This window comes from Gluconobacter sp. P5E10 (genome assembly GCF_018812145.1).
GTDB classification, from domain to species: domain Bacteria; phylum Pseudomonadota; class Alphaproteobacteria; order Acetobacterales; family Acetobacteraceae; genus Gluconobacter; species Gluconobacter cerinus.
Genome location: NZ_JACRVZ010000002.1, coordinates 233,567 through 250,954, shown reverse-complemented (window position 1 = coordinate 250,954; position 17,388 = coordinate 233,567). Strand labels below are relative to the sequence as shown.

General features: G+C 56.8%; 16 protein-coding genes. 8 read left to right on the top strand and 8 right to left on the bottom strand.

Going from position 1 to position 17,388, the window contains the following annotated elements; all coding sequences use genetic code 11:
* The first annotated feature begins 6 nt into the window (after positions 1-6).
* The 4 genes from KP707_RS05135 to KP707_RS05120 all read left to right on the top strand — a co-directional run bounded on the left by KP707_RS05135 (position 7) and on the right by KP707_RS05120 (position 2,376).
* On the top strand, positions 7-357 hold the full coding sequence (locus tag KP707_RS05135) for a hypothetical protein (RefSeq protein ID WP_211498671.1): 351 nt from the start codon (positions 7-9) through the stop codon (positions 355-357).
* Entirely contained in the window at positions 354-1,055 is a 702-nt protein-coding gene (locus KP707_RS05130; protein WP_211498670.1) for an SIMPL domain-containing protein, read from the top strand. Before KP707_RS05135 ends, KP707_RS05130 begins: the two co-directional genes overlap by 4 nt.
* A 1-nt stretch (position 1,056) precedes the next feature.
* Positions 1,057-1,413: a thiol-disulfide oxidoreductase DCC family protein gene (locus KP707_RS05125; RefSeq protein WP_211506631.1), complete on the top strand. Its 357-nt coding sequence runs from the start codon at positions 1,057-1,059 to the stop codon at positions 1,411-1,413.
* 87 nt (positions 1,414-1,500) lie between these two features.
* Complete coding sequence (locus KP707_RS05120; RefSeq protein WP_211502361.1) at positions 1,501-2,376, top strand: hypothetical protein; 876 nt, start codon at positions 1,501-1,503, stop codon at positions 2,374-2,376.
* Between the two features lie 7 nt (positions 2,377-2,383).
* On the opposite strand, the gene putA is transcribed toward KP707_RS05120, so the two are convergent.
* Positions 2,384-6,040: a bifunctional proline dehydrogenase/L-glutamate gamma-semialdehyde dehydrogenase PutA gene (gene putA, locus KP707_RS05115; protein ID WP_211506632.1), complete on the bottom strand. Its 3,657-nt coding sequence runs from the start codon at positions 6,038-6,040 to the stop codon at positions 2,384-2,386.
* A 349-nt stretch (positions 6,041-6,389) separates the two neighbouring features.
* On the opposite strand from putA, the gene KP707_RS05110 reads away from it, so the two are divergent.
* The gene (locus tag KP707_RS05110) at positions 6,390-7,532 is read left to right on the top strand and encodes a tetratricopeptide repeat protein (protein WP_252348833.1); all 1,143 of its coding nucleotides are present in this window, start codon (positions 6,390-6,392) and stop codon (positions 7,530-7,532) included.
* A 23-nt stretch (positions 7,533-7,555) separates the two neighbouring features.
* The gene (locus KP707_RS16740; RefSeq protein ID WP_252348832.1) at positions 7,556-7,936 is read left to right on the top strand and encodes a hypothetical protein; all 381 of its coding nucleotides are present in this window, start codon (positions 7,556-7,558) and stop codon (positions 7,934-7,936) included.
* 83 nt (positions 7,937-8,019) lie between these two features.
* Here the strand turns inward: KP707_RS16740 and infC are convergent, their stop codons facing one another.
* The 5 genes from infC to KP707_RS05085 form a co-directional block, all read right to left on the bottom strand.
* A complete protein-coding gene (gene infC / locus KP707_RS05105) occupies positions 8,020-8,541 on the bottom strand; it encodes a translation initiation factor IF-3 (RefSeq protein ID WP_046900620.1) in 522 nt (173 codons plus the stop codon).
* Positions 8,542-8,702: 161 nt separating this feature from the next.
* Positions 8,703-10,640, bottom strand: coding sequence for a threonine--tRNA ligase (gene thrS, locus KP707_RS05100; RefSeq protein WP_211502358.1), 1,938 nt, complete (start codon positions 10,638-10,640; stop codon positions 8,703-8,705).
* Positions 10,641-10,751: 111 nt separating this feature from the next.
* A complete protein-coding gene (locus tag KP707_RS05095) occupies positions 10,752-11,837 on the bottom strand; it encodes a glycosyltransferase family 2 protein (RefSeq protein WP_215751616.1) in 1,086 nt (361 codons plus the stop codon).
* Positions 11,834-12,742: a glycosyltransferase family 9 protein gene (locus KP707_RS05090; RefSeq protein WP_211502356.1), complete on the bottom strand. Its 909-nt coding sequence runs from the start codon at positions 12,740-12,742 to the stop codon at positions 11,834-11,836. The genes KP707_RS05095 and KP707_RS05090 overlap by 4 nt, the downstream gene beginning before the upstream one ends.
* Positions 12,743-12,824: 82 nt before the next feature.
* A complete protein-coding gene (locus tag KP707_RS05085) occupies positions 12,825-13,454 on the bottom strand; it encodes a nucleotide exchange factor GrpE (RefSeq protein ID WP_064274586.1) in 630 nt (209 codons plus the stop codon).
* A gap of 184 nt (positions 13,455-13,638) precedes the next feature.
* Between KP707_RS05085 and KP707_RS05080 the strand changes: the two genes are divergently transcribed.
* Positions 13,639-14,406 carry a response regulator transcription factor gene (locus KP707_RS05080; protein ID WP_256445590.1) on the top strand — a complete coding sequence of 256 codons (768 nt, stop codon included), beginning with the start codon at positions 13,639-13,641 and terminating at the stop codon, positions 14,404-14,406.
* Positions 14,407-14,446: 40 nt separating this feature from the next.
* Entirely contained in the window at positions 14,447-16,270 is a 1,824-nt protein-coding gene (locus tag KP707_RS05075) for a stimulus-sensing domain-containing protein (protein WP_064274588.1), read from the top strand.
* A 154-nt stretch (positions 16,271-16,424) separates the two neighbouring features.
* Here KP707_RS05075 and KP707_RS05070 read toward each other — a convergent pair whose 3' ends face one another.
* Positions 16,425-16,808: a UrcA family protein gene (locus KP707_RS05070; protein WP_211502355.1), complete on the bottom strand. Its 384-nt coding sequence runs from the start codon at positions 16,806-16,808 to the stop codon at positions 16,425-16,427.
* A 172-nt stretch (positions 16,809-16,980) separates the two neighbouring features.
* Complete coding sequence (locus KP707_RS16735; RefSeq protein ID WP_249202800.1) at positions 16,981-17,331, bottom strand: endoribonuclease L-PSP; 351 nt, start codon at positions 17,329-17,331, stop codon at positions 16,981-16,983.
* Positions 17,332-17,388: the final 57 nt, after the last annotated feature.

The following is a 17,388-nucleotide window of genomic DNA, read 5'->3' as shown; positions in this document are numbered from 1 at the left end:
GGCGGAATGCGCCTTCTGCCTCCAATGTCTGTCTGTCTTCTGGGTCTGGTGGGAAGCCTTGCGGCTGCCCCGGTTGGACATGCGCCACCGCAGAATGCGCCTGCCCGACCTGTCGCCGGGAAAGAAGAAGGCGTGATTTCCGTGACGTCTGACAGCGCGGAATACTGCACCCAGCTGACACAGAACGTGGATCACCTTCTGGCGACACCCCATGGAATCCCTGTTGGGGCTATGGACGATGCGCATCGTCTCCGGATTGAAGGCGATACACTGTGCAAGCACCATCACCTGCGGGCAGGGATCGCGAGGCTGCGTCGTGCGTTGGTCCTTTTGGAACATAGTCAGGAGCACTCATGAAGCGTCTTTTCCGTCTGGCCACCCCACTCGCTGTCCTGTCTCTGGCAATTTGCTGTCAGGCCCGGGCAACAGAACCCCAGACGACCGGGACAGAGCTGGATTTCACAGTCACGGGTGAAGCCCATGCCGCGCCAACGCTTCTGACGGTGCGTCTTTTCGGGCGAGCGGACAGTGCCTCTGCCATCGAAGCGCAGAAAACCCTGAACGCCCATATGGCTGAAGCCATGAAAATGGCATCCGGGGTGTCAGGAATTGAGGCGCAAGCTGGCAGTTATTCCCTGTCGGACCAGACACCAGAGCATGGTCCGACGCGCTGGACCGCCCGTCAGGATTTAAGTCTGAGCGGGAAGGACGCTGTGTCTCTTCTGGATCTGTCAGGCAAGCTGCAAAGTCACGGTTTGATGATGGATGGCCTGGACTGGTCTCTGGACTCCGAAACACGGGAGACGTTACTGCGCCAGGCCCGTACCCAGGCACTCCAGAAAGTTCGGCAGGAAGCCGATGAAAGTGCCAGAACGCTGGGGCTACATGTTGTGCGACTGAAGCAGGTTCGAGTGTCTTCGATGGAACCGGGCCCGCGTCCGGTCATGTTGATGGCGGCTCGTGCGGCTAGCGATTCGTTCACACCGCCACAAGGCACTCCGCAGGAACAAACCCTTCGCGTTACAGTGAGTGTTGAAGCCGAACTGGCTCCCTGACATGTCACGTCTGACGGTCTGGCATGACGGAAACTGTCCTTTATGCCAACGTGAAATCGCCTTGATGCGTCGGCTGGACCGGCATGGAAACATCGACTTCATTGATGCTTCCGGAGAAATTACGGATTGCCCTTTGGACCGGAAAGCCTTGCTGGCCCGGTTTCACGCACGCGAGGGCGAGCAGCTCTATGACGGCGCGGCTGCTTTTGCGGCCATGTGGCGTGCCATTCCGGTTCTCCGGCCTTTGGGCGAAGTAGCCCGTTATCCGCTGGTGCTTAAAGGCCTTGAGGCCATGTATGGGCAGTTTTTAAAGGTACGGCCCATACTTCAACAGCTGGTTCGCAAGGCTGGCCGATAAGGCATCCTTCATTTTTTATTCGGAATAGTTGTACAAGTTGTAAAATTCAGACATGGTTTGACATGAAATGTCGTAAAGGGCTGTGTCATGAAAGTCTGGATGCCTCTTGTTGCCGCATTGCTTGCCTTAGCGCCTTCTCTTCACGCTCAGGAGAAACTGGTCGTGCAGGGTTACTCTGCCGATCAGACCCGACATGCCGTGGAAGAAATTGTTCAGCCTGCCAGTGGTCGTCAGATTGCTCGTTGGGACCGAACGGTCTGTTCGCAGTTCATTGGTTTTCCAGCCGGGGTGGAAGAAAATTTTCAGACCCATCTGACGGAGCGTTTTGCGAAATATGGTGTTCACCTGCGGGCGAATTGCAGGATACCCCGGCTTTTCATTCTCGCGACTGTCCATGAAGACGATCTCATCTCCCATATTCTGGATCGTGATCCCTATCTCATGCAGGGTCTCGACACATCGCCCGTGTTTACGGACAACATCCGTCTTCCGTCTCCACGCGTGAAGAAAGCCTTGCAGGAAAGTTATCCTGTTCGCTGGTTTGCGGATGTCGGGATTGAGGACACTTACCACATGCCCATGCATGTTGGGCCCACACTTATGGCCCCAGCTTATGTGCATGAGCCGTTAATGACGTCTTTCCTCGGATCACAGACGGTCGAAACGATCAAGTATATGGCTGTGACGGTAGATCTTTCGAAGATGGATGGCGTCTCATGGCCCTCTCTTTACGAGTATGTCTCCATGATCGCTCTCACAAATCCGGCGCTTAAGGATTACGACACCACCGAGAGCATTCTGGGCAGCTTTGTGCAGAAGAAGCAGCCACAGCAGGGGAGTTTTTCTATGACTAACCTGGATGACGCGATTGTTCATCAGGTCTATTCCCTGGACCCTGCTGAAGACGGCCGCTCAGAGACGCAGAAAATTACGTGGGACGTTACGGCCAGTCTTCATCACTGAAGTGCTTTCAGGACAGAGCCATCGTGGTCAGATCGCCGCAAAGGGCAGCGGTATTAACGGTCACGACGTGCTCTTCCAGAAGCCATTCGGGGCGCAGACAATCCAACACATGAATGGGCACAATGCGCCCTTCGCGTGCTGTCAGGGTTGAGGCAGCCTGCAGCGCGCGGGGGGAGTGTCTTTCCATGATCATGACAGCACATTCCGGCAAGGCCCCTGGATCAACGCGCTGGATACGGTCGGCCAAACCGGGAGAGAGGCGCTGCATCCAGTCCAGTGCGTGATCTGGGCCAAGAACCAGAGCAGGGTTGCCGGTTCCCAGAGCCATACCGACAGCCCTGAGAATGGCAGGCCAGCTTTCACCTGCGCAGAGGACCGGCCCACAGGGCTTGAGTGTCAGTGTGTTGGTCTCTCCAGCGGGCCCAGGCAGTGTCATTGAGAAGCCCGTCATGGCATGCGCAATATCCTGTCGGATCTGGCGGGCTGAGACGGCATCCCGGCTTTCAAGAAACGTCACCAAACTCTGCGCATGGCGCGGGATATTACCCGGATTTGCATCTTTAGGCGCAAACCATGGGGACGTGCGGGCACTCATACGGCGGAGAGCAAAGGGACCTCCTGCCTTGGGGCCGCAACCGGAAAGTCCGGACCCACCAAAAGGCTGTGAGCCAATAACTGCCCCAGTTATGGCCCGATTGACGTAGATGTTCCCCGCCTGAATGCGGTTAGTCGTGCGATCTACTGTCATGGCGACACGCGAATGAACGCCAAAAGTCAGGCCGTACCCCATGGAATTTACAGCGTCGATCACGCCGTCCATTTCGTTGCGGTTGAAGCGACGCACATGCAGGACCGGCCCAAACACTTCATGCGGAATATCGGCAACACGGCCGATTTCAATCAGCGTTGGGGGAAGGAAATGGCCGTATCGACAGTTTTCACCCAGTTCGGGGGACCACACCGTTCGGCCGGCCCGACGCATCATTTCAACATGATCCATCGCTTCTGTCCGGGCTTCCGGAGAGATAATTGGCCCGATATCCGTTGAAAGACGCGCCGGGTTCCCAATAGCCAGATCCTGAATCGCGCCCTTCAGAAGCTCAAGAACATGGTCTGCACAGTCTTCTTGGATCAACAGGATACGAAGGGACGAACAGCGTTGCCCCGCACTGTCAAAAGCAGAGCTCAGAATATCCTGCACGACCTGTTCTGCATGCGCGGAGCTATCGACCAGCATTGCATTCTGTCCGCCCGTGCGCGCCACGAGAGGAACAGGTGTGCCCGTGCGCCCCTGCCGATCAAAGCTCTGGCGTGAAACGGCTTTGCCAACGGGCGTTGAGCCGGTGAACATCACGGCATCGACCCGGTGATCGGCTACCAGACGCTCTCCCACCGATCCATCACCTGGCAAAAGGTGCAGAACTTCAGGTGGAATCCCAGCATCATGGAGAAGCTGAACGGTGCGGCTTGCAATAAACGGGGTTTGCTCGGCTGGCTTGGCCAGAACAACATTTCCAGCGGCAAGAGAGACGGAAATCTGTTGCACGAACGCCGCCAGTGGGCTGCTCCAGGGGCTGATACACGCAACAAGGCCAAGCGGTGAGGCCTGCAAATGATAATCCCGCCCTTGCAGGCGTTCCGCATCATGGCGAAGAATACTGACGGCCTCACGGACTTCATCCTGAGCAGCCGGAAGAGTCTTTCCAGCTTCCCGTACCAGAAGCGCCATGAGCTCAATCCGGCGGGCTTCAATCAGATCAGCAGCTTTCACCAGACAGGCAATCCGCACCTCAGGGCTGATGCCTGCCCAACTGGCAAGCGCATGCTCCGCTGTCTCCAGTGCAGACAGCAGTGTCTTTCCATCAGTCTCGACAACGTCTCCGATCGGGTCATGTCGGTCTGCGGGGTTGTAGAGCAGACGGGAGCGGTCGTGCTGACTGGTGACACCCGGCGTCAGAGCGCGGGCGTGGAGGAAGGGCGCATCTCCATCAAGGGTTTCGTGGAGGGCGCGAAGTGTCAGCTCGTTGAAAAGATCCAGACCGGCCGCATTGCGTCGCCCAGGCTGGAAAATGTCTGACGGTGCACGAACCGCACGAGGAGGGCGCTCGGTTCTCAGAATGGCGCGTGTTGCCTCGACGGGGTCAGCCGTTAACGCTTCAATCGTAATAGCCGGGTCCTCGTCGCGGCTGACAACAAGCGAGGCAGCCCCATTTTCCAGTAGCTGTCTCACGAAACTGGGCATGAGTGCCGCGACTTCCCCGATGGGAGCATGCACCCGGCAGGGCAGGTTCATGCCCTGTTGGTTTCGCAGATGCTGCGCGAGAGCCAGCCCCAGCCCATGCAGGCATGCGAACTCGAAATCTCCCGGCCGAACCTGCCCTGCGAGCGCCAGAATATGACCAATAGTCCGCGGATTATGAGTGGCAAACTGGGGGTAAGTAGCATCCAGCGATTCAAGAAGCTGTCGTGCGCAGGCGAGATAACTCACATCCGTGTGGCAACGGCGCGTGAAAACAGGGAAGTCAGCCAGTCCGGTTTTCTGGGCTTGTCGAATTTCCGAATTCCAGCAGGAGCCTTTGACCAGTCTGACAAGAACGCGGCGCCCGGTGCGCCGTCCCAGATCAATAAGAAAATCTACGACAGCTGAAGCACGACGATCATAGGTCTGGACGGTCATGCCAAGCCCGTTCCAGTTCCCCAGTTCAGGCAACACACAGAGAGCCTCAAGCAGATCCAGCGTCAGCTCAAGATGTGTGCTGTCTTCGCTGGAGAGCAGGATGCCGACATCCAGTTGCCGTGCCCGGATGGTAAGCCTTTGTAGGGTCGGCAACAGCTCCGTCATGATCCGCTCGCGCCTGAAACGGCTGAATCGCGCGCTCAATGCGGGCAGGCGTACATACAGCATCGGGCGGTCATGAAAGTCGCCGGTGATGCCCGCGTGTTGGCTGATATCTTCCAGTGCGTCTTCATAGACGGTAAGGGCATCGAGGGCTTGATGAGCCGTCAGAGCGGTGTTGACCTGCGGATCATATGCATATGTCAGCCCATATTTTTCTGCAGGGGCGGACAGCCTCAGAGCCTGAGCCAGTGTGGAGCCCAGAATGAATCCGCTTCCTATGGCACGGATAGCTTTTTCCAGACTGCGACGAACCATGGGAGTAGATGTCTGAAGGGTTAGCCGACGAAGGCTGAACCCCTTGCTCTGGTTGAAACGCCCTGCAAGGGACAGGTTCAACGCAATCGAGTTCACAACCGACGCACGGCGTTTACTAATATGCCGTCCCCAGTCGGTAGCTCCCACGAGAGAACGGATCAGCGCATCCTGAGTCGCAGAATCCGGAATGCGCAGGAGCGCCTCTTCCAGAGCCAGAACAGATTGCCCTTCAGGTGAAGACAGAGGGAATGCCTGCAAAAGGCTCCCCACAATATCGGGCGAGGAGTCTCGTGCGGCCTCAGCAAGGCCATGGGCTATTCTGGTAGCTTGACGATCCTGCTCAGGTGTCAGGTCAGCACGTGGCAGCAGCGCGTCTACACATTCCGCCTCGGGGCGGTAGTGAGCAGCGGAAACAGCGTTGCGGAGCGGGGAGCGCGGTGCGCGTGAGAGTAGAAATTCCGCAAATGGCGCGGCGGGGCGTGAAGCCGGGTTCGTCGTCGGATGGGTCATGGAGTCCATTCCAGGCGGGTTAAAGCCCGGGGAGGCCTTTAAAACAGAATAGAAAGCGCTCTTAGCGCAACATCGTAGCCAAGACACCCAATGATTGATCTGAAATCGGATTTATTTCTGATCACAGCCTCTTTTTCAAACGCCCATAAGATGCACTGAGAAGCTGATTTTATAAATATTGGAAATATTTTCGGACTTGTAATGTCCAATTTGAAAAGAGAATTTCTTCTAAATTATTAATTTATTTCAATCGTATCAAAGATATGGTCTCAGAAACGATGTGATGAACGAATGGAGTTTGAGGAATTCTTAAGAATTTCCTCTTACAGACAAAGGACGAGGAGTCGGAATGACCACACTTTCCCCCAGCCCCTGTCTGCTTACACGTCGTACCTTCACAGAATATTTGCGAGTAGCAGTAGGCCTGGAAGAAGTGGGGCAGCGTGAGAGTGCTATCGACGTTCTGCGAGAGGCAGAAACGCTTCTGCCAGAAAGGCCTGAAAGTCTTTTTCTTCTTGGTGGCGTTTATGAGCGTCTTCAGTGCTGGGAAAAAGCATCCCTGTTCTATGGCAAGGCCCTCGAAGCAAGGCCCCATGCGGCAAGGGTCTGGCATCGACTGGGCATCGCCCTGCTGCATCAGGATGATCTGGGAGGGTCTATCAAAGCTCTGGACACTGCCGTGCAGCAGGACCCGGCTATTCCTGAATACGCTACCGACCTGAGTATGGTTCTCTCGCGCGATGGACAGTTTGAAGCGGCGCTGAGTTTCGCACAGTCTGCTTTGAAAATGCAGCCCGATGATGCAAATGCTCTCAATAATGCCGGTCATATTCTCCAATGTTTGAACCGCTCTGCAGAAGCCTTGCAGTTCTACGATGCTGCGCTTCGACGGTCTCCCGATCATCCCGTTATCCGTTTCGGCCGTGCGACGGCTTTGCTGAAATCGGGTGATTTTCTTTTAGGATGGCAGGAATACGAAAGTCGTTGGCTCTCTTCGAGAACAGTCAGGGCTGATATCGACGCGCCAGTCTGGGAAGGGGAATCCCTGAAGGGGTGCACCATTCTTGTTCATCACGAACAGGGATATGGAGACACACTGCATTTCATTCGCCTGATGCCGATACTGGCCCAGAGGGGTGCCGAAGTTGTGGTGCAGGTTCCAGTTTCATTGGTACGACTGGTTCAGCGTGTAGCGGGCGTATCCCGGGTAGTCTCGGTTCTCGATCCTGCCGACAGCTTCGACTATCATTGCCCGATGATGAGCCTTCCCGTGAGGCTCGGACTGACGGCAGCGTTTGTTGGACAGTTTCCCTATCTGTCTGTGTCAGAAGAAGACATGGCAACTCAGGGGGGTAAGCTCAGCGCCCAGGTTCAAGGTTCCTGCCAGCCTCCGGATTTCATCGTCGGGCTTGTCTGGAGCGGAGACCCCAGGCCTCATATCTGCGTGCGACGCAGACGGATCGCCGCCGCAGCATGTCGCTGGAGACATTGAGGCCTTTGTTTTCAGTAAAGGGCGTGCGTTTCGTAAGTTTCCAAATGGGAGCGGCCCGCCATCAAGTTGCTGAAACCGGACTACCACTGATTGATGGGACAGAGAATATTCTCGATTTCGCTGATACCGCTGCCAGACTCTCAGGTGTGGATCTTCTGATTACGGTGGATACGTCCATGGCTCATCTGGCGGGTGGGCTGTGTAAACCCGTCTGGATGCTGTCACGCTCTGACGCTTGCTGGCGCTGGGGAGATGCAGGAACTCAGACCGCTTGGTATCCGGATATGCGAATTTTCCGTCAGCCTGTGGCAGGAGATTGGGGGAGCGTGGTTGACGATGTTCGGCTCACTCTTGTCCAGCTCATGGATTTGTATCGCGGCTATCAGCATGAGTCCGGCGAATAGGCGAGCTCCAAGACTAAAGGCATAAAAAAAGCAGCCTTCCGAAGAAGGCTGCTTTTCCTGTGGATCTCGTAAGAATCTAGGTTTTAGCGCGGAGCTATAACCATGAGCATCTGACGGTTTTCCATACGGGGCATCTGCTCAACCTTGGCCTTTTCTTCGACCTCGATGCGGATGCGCTCCATCATCTTTGCACCCAGCTCCTGGTGAGCCATTTCACGGCCCTTGAAGCGAAGAGATACCTTTACCTTGTCGCCATCATCCAGGAACGAGTTGATGGCCTTGAGCTTCGTCTGGAAGTCATGCTCGCCCGTGCCGGGACGAACCTTCACTTCCTTGATCTCAACGACCTTCTGCTTCTTGCGGGCTTCGTTCTTCTTCTTCTGCTGCTCGTACTTGAACTTGCCGTAGTCCAAGATCTTCACAACAGGGGGAACAGCGGTCGGGCTGATTTCCAGGAGGTCAAGGCCAACCGAGAAAGCACGCATCAGAGCATCCCGGGTCGTCATGACGCCTTGCATTTCGCCTTCTTCGTCAATCAGACGAACCTGCGGAACACGGATTTCCTCATTGACGCGCGGCCCCTCACGTGTGGGCGCGGCCTGCATCGGCGGTCTAGCTATGGTCAGCTCCTGTCGTAATTTTCATACAAGGACCAGCACTGACCCGAACGCCCGCGCCTCGTTAAAGAGGGGCGGGTTTCGATCTTTGCCGATCCCATTCCTTTTGCACATAGTCCTGCGCCCTTCCGGGCGCAAGGGTATTACGCTCAATCCTTCGAAAACCGGGCAATATCAGGTGGGGTGGCCTCGGCTGTGAGAGTTTTTACAGCCTCTTCGAGTCCCAGGATTTCCTGATTGGCGCCGCCAAGGCGACGCATCGCCACTTTGCGCTCTTCTGCTTCACGGCGGCCAACCACCAGAATAACGGGAACGCGCGCAAGGCTGTGTTCGCGGATCTTGGCGTTAATCTTGTCGTTGCGAACGTCGGTTACAACCTGAAGCCCGGCTGCCTTCAGTTCGGCAGCAACCTCATTGGCGTAATCAGCAGCATCGGAAACGATGGACGCCACTACAACCTGCGTCGGCGCCAGCCAGAGCGGGAACTTGCCAGCATACTGCTCGATCAGGATGCCGATGAAGCGCTCGAAGCTGCCCAGGATGGCGCGGTGCAGCATGACCGGGCGATGACGCTGGCTGTCCTCGCCAATATAGGACGCATCCAGACGCTCTGGCAGAACATAGTCCACCTGAAGCGTACCGCACTGCCAGTCACGGCCGATGGCGTCCGTCAGAACGAACTCCAGCTTCGGGCCATAGAAGGCACCTTCGCCAGGGTTGTACTCGTACTCAACACCAGCAATTTCACAGGCCGTCTTGAGCGAGCCTTCGGCCCGATCCCAGACTTCGTCAGAGCCGGCACGCGTCTCCGGACGGTCCGAAAACTTCACGCGGAAGCTCTCGAAGCCCAGATCCGTGTAAACCTCGGCCAACATCTTCACGAACTTTGCGGTTTCATCCGCAATCTGATCGTCCGTACAGAAGATATGAGCATCATCCTGCGTGAAGCCTCGAACGCGCATGATGCCATGCAGCGAGCCGGACGGCTCATAACGATGGCACGCTCCGAATTCTGCCATACGCAACGGCAGTTCGCGGTAAGACCGCAGGCCATGGCGGAAGATCTGCACATGGCACGGGCAGTTCATCGGCTTCAGGGCGAGGGTTTTGTCCTCATCCTCAACCTGCGCGATGAACATGTTCTCACGGTACTTGTCCCAGTGACCGGAGGCTTCCCAGAGGGCACGGTCCACGAGCTGTGGTGTGCGAACTTCTTCGTAACCATTCCGGGATTGAGCGCGGCGCATGTAGTCCTGAAGGACCGTGTACAGACGCCAGCCCTTGTGGTGCCAGAAGATCTGTCCAACGGCTTCTTCCTGAATGTGGAAGAGGTCCATCTCGCGGCCAATCCGGCGATGATCGCGCTTTTCGGCTTCTTCCAGGCGCATCAAATGAGCGTCCAGCTCCTTCTTGTCGCGCCAGGCCGTGCCGTAAATGCGGGTTAGCATGGGGTTGCGATGGTCACCACGCCAGTAAGCACCAGCCACGCGCATAAGCTTGAAGGCCGTGCCAACGTCTGCTGTGCCGCGCAGATGCGGGCCGCGGCAGAGATCGAGCCATTCGCCCTGACGGTAGATCGAAATCTGCTCGCTTTCCGGCAGATCGCGGATCAGTTCGGCCTTGAAGTCTTCACCCTTCTCTTCGAAGAAGCGAATGGCTTCGTCACGGTCCCACACTTCACGGGTGAAAGGGGCGTTGGCAGCGACGATTTCGCGCATCTTGGCTTCGATGGCTTCGAAGTCATCCGGCGTGAACGGCTTCTCACGGGAGAAGTCGTAATAGAAGCCATCCTTGATGCTCGGACCGATCGTGACCTGCGTTTCCGGCCAGAGCGACTGCACAGCTTCTGCCAGAACATGCGCCGCATCATGGCGGATCATCTCAAGTGAGGCATCGTCTTTTTTCGTGACGAACTTGACGGCCGCATCGTCCGCAATCTCGGTTGAAAGATCGACGAGCTTGCCGTTCACTTCCATGGCCAGGGCGGCTTTTGCCAGCCCAGGGCCGATGGAGGCCGCGATAGTCGTGCCCGTCACGGTCCCGTCGAACGTGCGGACGCTTCCGTCGGGGAGTGTGATGGCGGGCATGGGATCGCTCCTCTGCGATTGCTCCCGGCAGCCCTCTGCCGGGAAAAAGACACGCGTAAATGGCCTCAATCGGGGATTGGCCGCAAGCCCTGCACCGGCCTGAAAGCGGATTTATACGGTAGGAACTGCCGCCTGAAGCAGAAATGGCTCCATTCCGTTGGCATTCGGGCGCCGTCCTTCGCGCCATCCGGCGTCCATGTAATGGATCAGCGGCCAGATGCCATAAAAGGCGTCTTTCACCACATCTTCATTCTCGTAGGCGTAGGCGAGGGGATCAAACAGGCCGTATTCGTGCTGTGATCCATCTTCCAGTCGACGATGAGCCAGAAAATTCTGTGGAACATGCACCGGGAACTGCGGCGCGGCCGTATCTCCGAGGATTGGCGCAGGATCTACACCTAACGCCCGGAAATGATCTGCGATGACGGGCGCATAAATATCGGGCGTGTGCAGGTAGCTGCGGAGGAAATCTTCCTGGCTGGCCTGAAAATAGTACCGAAGATGATATCCCTCTTTGGGGTTCTCGGGTGTGATCTGGCCCGCTTTTGGCTTTTCCCCCGGAATGGCGCCAGCGATATGAGCGAGCTTCTGACGGGCAAAGCGGCGGATGTCTTCGTAGTCAGGTCGATTGTGCAGATGAAGATGCACAAAGGGCGTCCGCACGCAGCGCTCTGGGTAGATGGTCTGTGGGGCATGCAGACCCCGATCCAGTCCCACAATCGTATGAGCCTTAAACAGTGCCCTCGGAACCGACTGGGGGCGGTAGTAATTGGGAGCATTCGGTACGTTCAGAAGGAGGCGATCGGTAATCAGGGTCGCCTGTTCGTCTTTCAGAAGCTCGAACTGCGCGCGGATTTCCGCCGGATCCACCGACAGGCGGTCGAGGAAGAACGCAAGAAATTCATCGCAATCCATGGGGAGTGCGAAATCACAGGCATTTTCTGCATCCCAGCCCCGGATAATGTCCGTGAAGATTTCACCTTTCCGCAAAAAATCCTTTTGGGACTGATATTTGCGGATGATCTGCACACCCTGCGCTTCATAACGCTTCTGCACGTCCTTGACGTGTGGGTCTGTAGAGCCGTTGTCGACAACGGTCAGATTGGAGAGACCGAAAATGGCCCCGTGCCAGAGGATCCATGGCTCAAGAAGCGCGGTTTCGTTTTTCTGCATCGTGACGCAACGGATAACTGTCATCTGGGGAGTAGAGCCTCTATGCGTGATGCAGGTAACAGAGCCAGATCTGGAACATCCAGAATGGTTGTGCGTCCCGGTGTGAGCGAAAGTGGAGCCGTCAGGCGTGGATCACTGTCTTGGGAAAACAGGGCGATGATAGGACGATCCATAGCCGCAGCCAGATGGATCGGACCTGTATCGTTGCCAATGACGAGGTCAGCTCTGTGGAGAACGCCCGCCAGCTCAACCAGACTGGTCTGTCCTGTGAGGTCCAGGGCGCTCGGGCAGTCCTGCAAAATCTGTGCAGCAAGAGGCTTTTCGGCCGCACAGCCTACAATGACGGGAGTCAGTCCGCGGGCAGCGACAGCTTGAGCAACCTCTGAAAACCGCGTGACGGGCCAGCGTTTCTGAGGCCGATGTGGGGCTGCCCCGGGAATAAGCACGACAGATCGACCGGAAATCTCTGGCCCATGTCCTTTCAGCCATTCCGGAACCTCACGCGGAATGGGCTGAAGACCAGCGGCACGGAGCTGGTCTTCAAGGCGGGTCAGGGTATGCATTTCATTGCGGGAAGGATTGGCATGCGGATGGCAGCAGCCATCAGAGATGCCCGACCAGTTGCGTGGTCTGCCTGCCAGCCGGAAATAGGTGCGAGACCGCCCGGAGGTCTGGAGATCAAAAATGCGATCAAATCCGCGCAGCGCACGCGACAGGCGAAGCAGAGCGACTGGGTGTGCCAGAGACGGGCGACGATCCGTCGTGACGTCATCGAACCAAGGGGCAGCTTTTGCCAGTTCCACAAAGGGAGGGGTCGTCAGCAGGGTGATGCTGTCGTGCGGGAACGCGGCCCGGATCGAAGCGAAGGCCCCAAACGCCTGAACGAAATCGCCCAGAGCACCGAGCTTGATGACAAGAATGCGACTCATGACCCTATTTTCTAACAGGGTCTGACGGAACGCCAACCATTAGAGCTGACGTTCCGCAAAAAGAAATCCTGCGTGAGCGGGATCAGGCGGTCGTGTCGAGACCCGGAGACGCCTTTGCTGCATCAGCTTCCGGCGTTCCCTTGGCGACAACAACCATGGCTGGCTTCAGCAAACGGCCCTTCAGAAGCCATGCTGGCGTCCAGGACTGCATGACGTGGCCGGGCGTATGCTGATCAGAGGGCTGTTCCGCCATGGCCTGATGCAGGTTGGCATCAAACGGCTTGCCGGTCGGGTCTTCACAGGTGATGCCGTGACGTTCCAGAATGTTGATGAAGGACCGTTCCGTGCCTTCAATTCCTTCACGCAGCTTTGTGATGAGGCTGTCTTCGCCCTCGGTCTTCGTCGGAAGGGAGGCAAGGCCGCGCTGGAGATTTTCAGCTGCCTCGACAACATCACGCGCAAATTTCTGGATGGCGTACTGACGAGCGTCTTCCACATCCCGCTTGGCGCGGGCGCGGATGTTCTGGTTCTCTGCTTCAGAACGGACCCAGCGATCCTTGAGTTCTGCCACTTCGGCTTCAAGAGCCTCAATGCGCGCTTCCGGCGTGGTTTCTTCCAGCGTTTCGCCGCCGGTTTCGTTCATGCCGGGGGTCTCGACGCCCTGCTCAGGCACGTCGTTTACAGTTTCCGGCGTAGTCTTCTGGTCTGTCATGTCACGACCTTATCTTGTGGGACGGGCCAACTCATGGCCCCGTTCTTCTTCAGGAGATAACGCGGATTGTCTCAAAGACAAGGGTTGCAACGTGGTAGGATGTCATTGAAATGCCTATTTCCCGCCACAGTGCGCCATGCGTTATAGATAATCTACGCATCAGATTTTAGCAGACGGACCCCATATGGAGACGCCCCACACTTCCTTTCCGCCTCAATCCAACTGCCAGACGCCTTCTGGTATCGCGGCAGCACCGATTATCGCGCTTGTGGATGACGATCGGAACATTCTTGCTTCCGTCCAGATGACCCTCGAATCCGAAGGGTTCACCGTTCACACCTATACGGATGGTGAAAGTGCGCTTCAGGGAATCACCAGCCGCCCGGTCAGCCTGGCGGTGCTGGACGTCAAGATGCCGCGCATGGACGGTATGGAACTGCTTCAGCGCCTTCGCGCGCGATCCAACCTTCCTGTCATTTTCCTGACCTCGAAAGACGAGGAGCTGGATCAGCTCATGGGGCTGCGCCTCGGGGCTGACGATTACATCACCAAGCCGTTTTCCCAGCGTCTGCTGATCGAACGCATTCGTGCATTGCTGCGCCGCCAGGATGCCAGCCGCGCCGAAGCGGCTGGCGCCACAACTGTGGGCTCAGCCATCGTTCGTGGTCAGCTTTCTCTGGATGAAACACGACATCAGTGTTTGTGGGGCGGTCAGGATATTGCCCTGACGGTCACAGAGTTTCTTCTGGTGAAGGCGCTGGCCATGCGCCCGGGAATGGTGAAGTCGCGCGATCAGCTGATTGATGCGGCATACGGCGACAACATTTACGTCGATGACCGGACGATCGACAGCCACATCAAGCGCGTTCGCAAGAAATTCCGGCAAGTGGATGACAGCTTCAATCAGATCGAAACGCTCTACGGCATTGGATACCGTTACAAGGATGAGTGAAGCGCTGTGACGGGTTTGCTTGTGAGGCAGAAGGTACGTCATGGGTCGTAGAGAGCCGGCCCATGCACTCCCCTATGATCTGGATTCGGATCGCCTTGAGCAGGGGCGCGACCGTCGTCGTGCAGCGGCCGTTAGGGCTGGTGTCTGGCAGTCTATCCGTCGTGTGCTCAATGCGGGAACAGGGGGAGACGGGGATCGCAGTCAACGGCGCAGGCTCGCCTCACCTCTGCTTGGGCGTATCCTTCTTCTGAACATACTGCCTTTGGCTCTTTTGGCTGTGACATTGCTGTTTCTGGACCAGTTTCAGAACGGCTTGCTCGAAACAGACGTCAATGCCCTGCGGGAGCAGGCTCACATTTATGCCGCGGCCATCGGGCAGTCAGCCGTCAGTGCTGCGCCCAAAACAGGCGGGAAGCCTGCACCAGGCGGTGATTATGTTCTGGATTCCCGCGCAAGACCGCTCCTTGCGCGCCTGACAGAGCCAAGCCCCAATGCTCATGCCCTGTTGTTTGATCCGGATGGTAAGCTGGTTGCGGATAGCCGGACGGAGCCAAAACTGCCGCCTAAAGCTGTGGCACCCGACGCAGTTCCTGAGGGAGAAACATGGCATCCACCGCGGAACAACGCGCTGGAAACCTTTTATGACTGGCTCCTGTCGCTGCTGCCGCTCACATCCAGTGAAGGCATTGTCACACTCGACACGCCAGATGCCGCAACTGACGGTCCCCATGATGCACAGCCGCTCAGAGCGCAGTCCGAACTGCCGCCCTTCATCCGGCGGACCAAGGATCATCAGCTGGTCGTGACGGTTGTGGAGCCTGTGGTGCATGACGGGCTGACGGTTGGGGAAATCCAGTTGACCCGGCATGCCCCGGAAGTAGATCGATCCTTGTTTGCGGTTCGCTCTTCCATCCTGTCGCTTGTGCTGGCGGCGCTGATCGTAACGGTCCTGCTGTCCTGGTATCTGTCCCTGACAATTGCTCGCCCGCTGCTGACACTGGCGCGTGCCTCACATGAAATGAGGGAATCTGACGGGCGCAAGGACCTCGTCCCGGAGCGCCTCTTGGCCAGACGTGACGAGATCGGTGTTCTGGCGCGCTCACTGCGTGGAAGTGCTTTGGCTCTGTGGGCGCGTATGGATGACATCGAACGCTTTGCTGCGGACGTCAGTCACGAAATCAAGAACCCGCTTTCATCTATCCGGTCGGCCATTGAAACACTTCCCAGAATTGCGATTCCAGAACGGCGGGATCGTCTGCTGGGGATCATCAATAGTGACGTCAAACGGCTGGATCGTTTGATTACGGATATTTCGGATGCAAGCCGGATCGACGCCGAGCTTTCGCGCGTGCGGCCTGAACCCGTAACGGTCGTGGCGCTCCTCGCCATTCTGGCCGAAATGCACCAGACCACGCGTAAGGAAGATGCTCCCATTCTGCGTCTGGATGTTCGGGATCAGGAGCCACCGCTTCGGGCGTTTGCTGTCGAAGACCGTCTTGTTCAGGTGCTGCGGAACCTGATTGGCAATGCAGTCTCGTTTTCGCCTCCTAATGGGATCATCGCGCTTCATGCCAGTGCGAGGGAAGTCGCTGGCAACGGACCTGGGACAGGTAGCGTGGTGGAAATTACCATCAGCGATCAAGGGCCAGGAATTCCACCAGGAAAGCTCGAAAGCGTCTTTGACCGCTTTTATTCAGAGCGGCCGCAGACTGAGAATTTCGGGCAGCATTCCGGCCTTGGTCTGGCGATCAGCCGTCAGATTATCCACGCTCTGCGGGGAAGCCTGTTTGCCGAAAACATCGTGGATGCTTCTGGCGCAATCTCCGGCGCATGCTTCGTGGTCAGATTGCCTCGGGCTCCCTGATCTGAGTAGTGAGGCATGCTGATATGCTGCAAGCCCAAACTGATTTCCGGTGACGATAATACTCCTCTGTTGTTCCGTGCCGCCCTCCTGCAACAGGAGTGTCGCGGCGAACGGAATTGCTAGCGTGAGGATGCACAGGGGCGAAATAATATCCTTAGCCATGAGGATATGCGTCAGGCTTGGCAGCAAGCAGAACGTGCCCAACCCGATGGCTGTCTCTCTGTTCTGACCGGATGTCCCGTAGGGTCTGTAAAGCGCCTTCACGGGCTCTTTCGGCGCAGGAAGAAACATCGTCCAGCGTCGCCATATCCATCGGGTTCGAGATGCTGCACACCGCCCGCGATGCGTCGTCGATTCGATTTTCAGCAATTTGCCAACCCTGTTTGGACGTCAGGTCCAATCCGGAAACGCTGATTGCCTGGCTGGACGTCGTAGGCACGACAGCTGGGAGAAGGGGGGCGGCTCTGCTGTGTGACACAGGAGCGAGGGAGAGTGCAGCGACAAGAGCGGTGCAGACGGAGATGGAAATACGAGACATGACGAGGGCCTTTCTGCCTGAAAGATGAGGCGATCATGTCGCCTGATTTTCACTATGCAGAAGGCGTGCCAAACTCTGTTTTCAGCGATAAAAATTATTCAAAAGCTGAAAAATTGGAGGTCAAGCTCTGATAATTGGCTCAAAAAGACATTTTGTGGCGTAATTCACTACATTATGGAGATGGGCTGGCAATCAGGCTGAGAGCGATCCGCTGATTGGTATCGGGAAAGCCCTGAACAATTCGTAGCGTCAGGGCCGGTCTGGCTGAGGCCAGGGCTTCTCCAAGCGCGTTTTGACACTGACTGAAACCATCTCCTTCACGCAGCATCGCAGCGACGTGGCGAGTCTGGTCAAGGGTCAGTCCATGTTCTGCCAGGGCGCCGGAGATCGCATTCAATGCGGCCTGGCATTCTTCGGCAAGGCGCTGCGGGCGTTCTCCCTGCGGTCCAAGGCCGTCAAAGTCCGTGCAGGTCACTTCGTCACCGTGAACGGTAACAATATCATTCCTGGAAAAATCGCCCATAAGATCCGTATTTCCGATTCATCATCGGAGGCTGCGGTTGCCTCCCCAGACTCTTGA

Coding starts and splice junctions, on each gene's coding strand:
- KP707_RS05120 (WP_211502361.1), top strand. CDS start 1,501: ATGAAAGTCTGGATGCCTCTTGTTGCCGCATTGCTTGCCTTAGCGCCT.
- KP707_RS05095 (WP_215751616.1), bottom strand. CDS start 11,837: ATGACAGTTATCCGTTGCGTCACGATGCAGAAAAACGAAACCGCGCTT.
- infC (WP_046900620.1), bottom strand. CDS start 8,541: ATGCAGGCCGCGCCCACACGTGAGGGGCCGCGCGTCAATGAGGAAATC.
- KP707_RS05070 (WP_211502355.1), bottom strand. CDS start 16,808: ATGTCTCGTATTTCCATCTCCGTCTGCACCGCTCTTGTCGCTGCACTC.
- KP707_RS05090 (WP_211502356.1), bottom strand. CDS start 12,742: ATGAGTCGCATTCTTGTCATCAAGCTCGGTGCTCTGGGCGATTTCGTT.
- KP707_RS05130 (WP_211498670.1), top strand. CDS start 354: ATGAAGCGTCTTTTCCGTCTGGCCACCCCACTCGCTGTCCTGTCTCTG.
- KP707_RS05085 (WP_064274586.1), bottom strand. CDS start 13,454: ATGACAGACCAGAAGACTACGCCGGAAACTGTAAACGACGTGCCTGAG.
- KP707_RS16735 (WP_249202800.1), bottom strand. CDS start 17,331: ATGGGCGATTTTTCCAGGAATGATATTGTTACCGTTCACGGTGACGAA.
- KP707_RS05075 (WP_064274588.1), top strand. CDS start 14,447: ATGGGTCGTAGAGAGCCGGCCCATGCACTCCCCTATGATCTGGATTCG.
- KP707_RS05125 (WP_211506631.1), top strand. CDS start 1,057: ATGTCACGTCTGACGGTCTGGCATGACGGAAACTGTCCTTTATGCCAA.
- thrS (WP_211502358.1), bottom strand. CDS start 10,640: ATGCCCGCCATCACACTCCCCGACGGAAGCGTCCGCACGTTCGACGGG.
- KP707_RS05135 (WP_211498671.1), top strand. CDS start 7: ATGCGCCTTCTGCCTCCAATGTCTGTCTGTCTTCTGGGTCTGGTGGGA.
- putA (WP_211506632.1), bottom strand. CDS start 6,040: ATGACCCATCCGACGACGAACCCGGCTTCACGCCCCGCCGCGCCATTT.
- KP707_RS05080 (WP_256445590.1), top strand. CDS start 13,639: ATGGAGACGCCCCACACTTCCTTTCCGCCTCAATCCAACTGCCAGACG.
- KP707_RS05110 (WP_252348833.1), top strand. CDS start 6,390: ATGACCACACTTTCCCCCAGCCCCTGTCTGCTTACACGTCGTACCTTC.